General features: G+C 71.5%; 4 protein-coding genes. All 4 read right to left on the reverse strand.

Annotated elements, in window-relative coordinates:
- Window positions 1–1131, reverse strand: a 1131-nt coding sequence (locus ACFW1I_RS17130) for a LacI family DNA-binding transcriptional regulator (protein WP_384670468.1), incomplete at its 3' end; no start/stop codon positions are given.
- Complete coding sequence (locus tag ACFW1I_RS17135; RefSeq protein WP_384670469.1) at window positions 1119–2780, reverse strand: glycoside hydrolase family 13 protein; 1662 nt, start codon at window positions 2778–2780, stop codon at window positions 1119–1121. The genes ACFW1I_RS17130 and ACFW1I_RS17135, both read right to left, overlap by 13 nt.
- A 50-nt stretch (window positions 2781–2830) precedes the next feature.
- A complete protein-coding gene (locus tag ACFW1I_RS17140; RefSeq protein WP_384670470.1) occupies window positions 2831–3715 on the reverse strand; it encodes a sugar ABC transporter permease in 885 nt (294 codons plus the stop codon).
- On the reverse strand, window positions 3712–4741 hold a 1030-nt coding region (locus ACFW1I_RS17145; RefSeq protein WP_384670472.1), incomplete at its 5' end, for a carbohydrate ABC transporter permease. The genes ACFW1I_RS17145 and ACFW1I_RS17140, both read right to left, overlap by 4 nt.

A 4741-nucleotide genomic window follows, 5' to 3' on the forward strand; every position in this document is an offset into this window, starting at 1 on the left:
AACTGCCCCCGCCCCCCCCGGATATAACCCCTGGCACATCCGGGGGCCGGTACTTTGTTGTATACGCGCCGGGGGGGGGGGGGGGGGGGGGGGGGCCCCCCCCACGACCAGCTCCGGCTGGAAGACGAACTCGGTGCGCTGCACCGGGCTGCCCTCGATCTCCTCCAGGAGCGCGCCGACGGCCGCCGTCGCCATGGCCTGCACGGGCTGGCGCACGGTGGTCAGCGGCGGGTCGGTGAAGGCGATCAGCGGGGAGTCGTCGAAGCCGACGACGGAGACGTCCCGGGGCACGTCGAGGCCGCGGGCGCGGGCCGCTCGGACGACGCCGAGCGCCATCAGGTCGGAGCCGCAGACGATGCCCGTGCAGCCCTGGTCGAGCAGGGTCTCGGCGGCCGCGTGCCCGCCCTCGACGCCGAACAGGGTGGACCGCACGAAGCGTTCGGCGTCCGACCGCTCGACGCCCAGCATCTCGTACAGCTCGGCGGCGAAGCCCTCCGCCTTGCGGCGCGAGGGCACGTACCGGGTGGGGCCGATGGCGAGGCCGATCCGCTCGTGCCCGAGCTCGGCCAGGTGCCGCACGGCCATCCGGGCCGCGGCCCGGTCGTCCGGAGAGACGAAGGTGGCGTCGATCCGCTCGTGGTAGCCGTTGATGAGGACGTACGGCACCCCCCGCTCGGTCAGCCGGGCGTACCGCGCCGGGTCGGCGGAGGCGTCCGCGTGCAGCCCGGAGAGGAAGACGATGCCGGCCACCCCGCGCTCGACGAGCTGGTCGACCAGCTCGTCCTCGGTGGCGCCGCCGGGCATCTGGGTGCAGAGCACCGGCGTGTAGCCGTGCCCGGCCAGGACCTGTTCGACCACCTGCGCGAAGGCCGGGAAGATCGGGTTGGTCAGCTCGGGCACCACGAGTCCGACCAGGCCCGCGCTGCGGCGCCGGAGGCGTACCGGCCGCTCGTAGCCGAGCACGTCGAGCGCGGCGAGCACCTTGTGCCGGGTCGCGCCGGCCACCCCCGCCTTGCCGTTGAGGACCCGGCTGACGGTGGCCTCGCTGACCCCGGACTGGGCCGCGATGTCCGCGAGCCGCGGGGCGCCGTTGCCGGTGCCCCGCGGCGGGGGGATCGTCACACCGCCCACCAGACGGTGGTGTCGGCGGGGATCTCCACGGTGTCCTCGCCATCGGCGGGAACGACGCGGACCTCGTCGTTGCCGAGCAGATACCGGCCGGGCAGCGGGACGGAGATGGCCCGGCCGGTGGTGTTGGCGGTGCAGACGAAGCCGTCGCGGCGGAAGGAGAGCACACCCTCGGGTGCCTCCAGCCACTCCACGGCCTCGCCCGCACCGAGTTCGGGACGCTCGCGCCGTACGGCGAGCGCGCTGCGGTACAGCTCCAGGGTGGAACCGGGGTCGCCGGTCTGCGCCTCGACGCTCAGGGCGCCCCAGGTCGCGGGCTGCGGCAGCCAGGAGCCGCCGTCGCCGAAGCCGTACGAGGAGCCCTCGACGGTCCACGGGATCGGCACCCGGCAGCCGTCGCGGAAGCCGTCCTGGCCGGTGGCCCGGAAGAAGGACGGGTCCTGGCGCACCTCGTCGGGCAGGTCGGTGACGTCCGGGAGGCCCAGCTCCTCGCCCTGGTAGACGTAGGCGGAGCCGGGCAGCGCCAGCATCAGCAGGGTCGCGGCGCGGGCCCGGCGCAGCCCGAGCTCGCGGTCGCCGGGGGTGCGCAGCTGGGTGCCGAGGCCCGCCGGGTTGGCGAAGCGGGTGGCGTGCCGGGTGACGTCGTGGTTGGACAGCACCCAGGTGGTGGGGGCGCCGACGGTGCGCATCGCCTCCAGCGAGGCGTCGATCACGGCGCGCAGCTCGGCCGCGTCCCAGTGGGTGCCCAGGTACTGGAAGTTGAACGCCTGGTGCATCTCGTCGGGGCGCACGTAGTTGGCGGTGCGGTCGACGGTCGGGGTCCACGCCTCGGCGACGAGGACGCGCTGACCGTCGTATTCCGCGAGGATCTTGCGCCAGGAGCGGTAGATCTCGTGGACGCCGTCCTGGTCGAAGAAGGGCATGACGTCGTTGCCGAGCAGCTTCAGCTGGTCGTGGGCGCCGATGTCGGGCAGGCCGGCGGCCTTGACCAGGCCGTGGGCGACATCGACGCGGAAGCCGTCGACGCCCATGTCCAGCCAGAAGCGCAGGATCGAGCGGAACTCGTCGCGGACGGCCGGGTGCTCCCAGTTGAAGTCGGGCTGCTCGGGCGCGAAGAGGTGAAGGTACCAATCGCCGTCCTCGACCCGGGTCCAGGCGGGGCCGCCGAAGATGGACTCCCAGTCGTTGGGCGGGAGTTCGCCGTTCTCGCCCTTGCCGGGGCGGAAGTGGTAGCGCTCGCGGAGCGGGGAGCCGGGGCCCTCGCGCAGGGCGCGCTGGAACCACTCGTGCTGGTCGGAGGAGTGGTTGGGGACCAGGTCGACGATGATGCGCAGGCCCAGGTCGTGGGCCTCGCGGATCAGGGCGTCGGCGTCGAGCAGCGAGCCGAACATCGGGTCGATGGCCCGGTAGTCGGCGACGTCGTACCCGGCGTCGGCCTGCGGGGAGGCGTAGAAGGGGGAGAGCCAGACGGCGTCGACGCCGAGCTCCTTGAGGTACGGCAGCCGGCTGCGGATGCCCACCAGGTCGCCCATGCCGTCGCCGTTGCCGTCGGCGAAGCTGCGCGGGTAGACCTGGTAGATCACCGCTTCTCTCCACCAGCCCGTGTCGGTGCCGGTGGTGGAGGCGGCGGGGGCGGCGAGATGCTGGGTCATGTCTTCCCTGGGAGGTAAGGAGGGGCGTACGGGTTCGGCACTCAGGGCCGTCAGCCCTTCACCGCGCCGGCGGACATGCCGGTGACGAGGTGACGCTGGGCGAAGAGGAACACCAGGGCCGCGGGGATGGCGATGAGGACGGAGGCCGCCGTCATCGGACCCCACTGGGCCCCGTACTGGTTGACGAACTTCTGCAGGCCGCCGGCGAGCGTCAGGTTCTCGTCGCCGACCATGAAGGCGGAGGCGTAGGCGACCTCGCCCCAGGCGGTGATGAAGGAGTAGAAGGCGGTCACCGCGATGCCCGGCTTGGCGAGCGGCAGGATCAGCCGCCAGAAGGTGCCGAAGGGGGTGAGCCCGTCGACGTATCCGGACTCGTCGATCTCGCGCGGGATGCCGTCGAAGAAGCCCTTCATCATCCAGGCGCAGAACGGGACGGCGATGGTCAGGTAGGTGATGACCAGGCCGGCCGACTGGTTGAGCAGTCCCAGCGACGCCATGATGTTGTAGATCGGCACGATGAGGACGGCGACCGGGAACATCTGGGTGACGAGCAGGGTCCACATCAGGCCGCGCTTGCCGGGGAAGCGGAAGCGGCTGACCGCGTAGCCGGTGGTGGCGGAGATGAAGACGCCGACGACGGTGGTGAGCGCGGCGACGAGGAGCGAGTTCCCGAACCAGGTGAGGAACGGGGTGTCCCGCAGCAGGTTCGTGTAGTTCTCGAACGTCGTCTCCTTGAAGAAGTCCGTGGTGGTCGCGTACTTCGCCGGCTTGAGCGAGGTCAGCAGGACCCACAGCACCGGGAAGACGGCGACGACGGAGGCGACGATCAGGGTGACGTGCAGCGCCACCGAGGCGAGCGGCGAACGGCGGCCGCGGACCGGTGCGTTCACGGTCTGCGGGGCGCGGCGGTGGGCCGTGGGGGTCGTGGTGGTCACCAGACTTCTCCCTGCTTGCGGAGGACGCGCTGGTAGATCGCGGCGAAGATCATCAGGAGCACCAGGATGAGGACGCCCCACGTGGACGACTGGGCGAAGTCGCGCGGGCTGATCTCGAAGGAGAACTTGTACGCCTGGGTGACGAGGATCTGCGTCGCCTCGCCGGGTCCGCCCCGGGTGAGCAGGAAGATCACCGGGAACATGTTGAAGGTCCAGATGGTGGAGAGCAGCAGGACCGTGGTCGAGACGGAGCGCAGCCCCGGCATGGTGATGTTGCGGAAGCGCTGCCAGGCGTTGGCGCCGTCCATCTCGGCGGCCTCGTAGAGCTCGCCGGGGATGGACTGGAGGCCGCCGAGGAGGGCGACCATCATGAAGGGGACGCCGAGCCAGACGTTGACGGCGATGACGGCGAACTTGGCCATCAGCGGGTCGTTGAGCCACGGGACGGCGTCGAGGCCGACCCCGGAGAGGATCTGGTTGAGCAGGCCGCGGCGCTCGTCGTAGAGGAAGCGCCAGGCGAAGACCGAGACGAAGCCGGGGACCGCCCAGGGCAGGATGAGCATCATCCGGTAGACGGAGCGGCCGGCGATCTTCCGGTTGAGGATGTTGGCGAGGGCCAGGCCGAGGACGAAGGTGAGCGCCACACAGGACACGGTCCAGACGATCGTCCACCCGAGGGTGCCGAGGAACTGGCTGCCGGTGATCGCGTCGGTGTAGTTGTCCAGGCCGATGAACTCGTAGGTGGCCGGGATCTCGTTGACGCCGATCGACCGCGCGACGTTGCGCTCGTTGGCGTCGGTGAACGACAGGTAGATGCCGCGGACCAGCGGATAGCCGATGATCACGCCGATCACGATCACCACCGGGGCGATCATCGCCCAGGCGTACCAGTGGGTGCCGAGCGAGCGCTTCGCCGCCCGCCGCGAGGAACCAGTTCCGCGGGGGCGGGCGGCGGGGCGCGCGGGGGGCGCCCCCCCGCCCCCCCCCCCCCCCGGGGGGGGGGCGGAGGCACACCCCCCGCCCCGC

This window comes from Streptomyces sp. NPDC058955, assembly GCF_042741435.1.
Classification (GTDB): Bacteria; Actinomycetota; Actinomycetes; order Streptomycetales; family Streptomycetaceae; genus Streptomyces.

Excerpts from the sequence above, each read along its gene's own strand:
- ACFW1I_RS17135 (WP_384670469.1), bottom strand. The coding sequence starts at position 2,780 with ATGACCCAGCATCTCGCCGCCCCCGCCGCCTCCACCACCGGCACCGAC.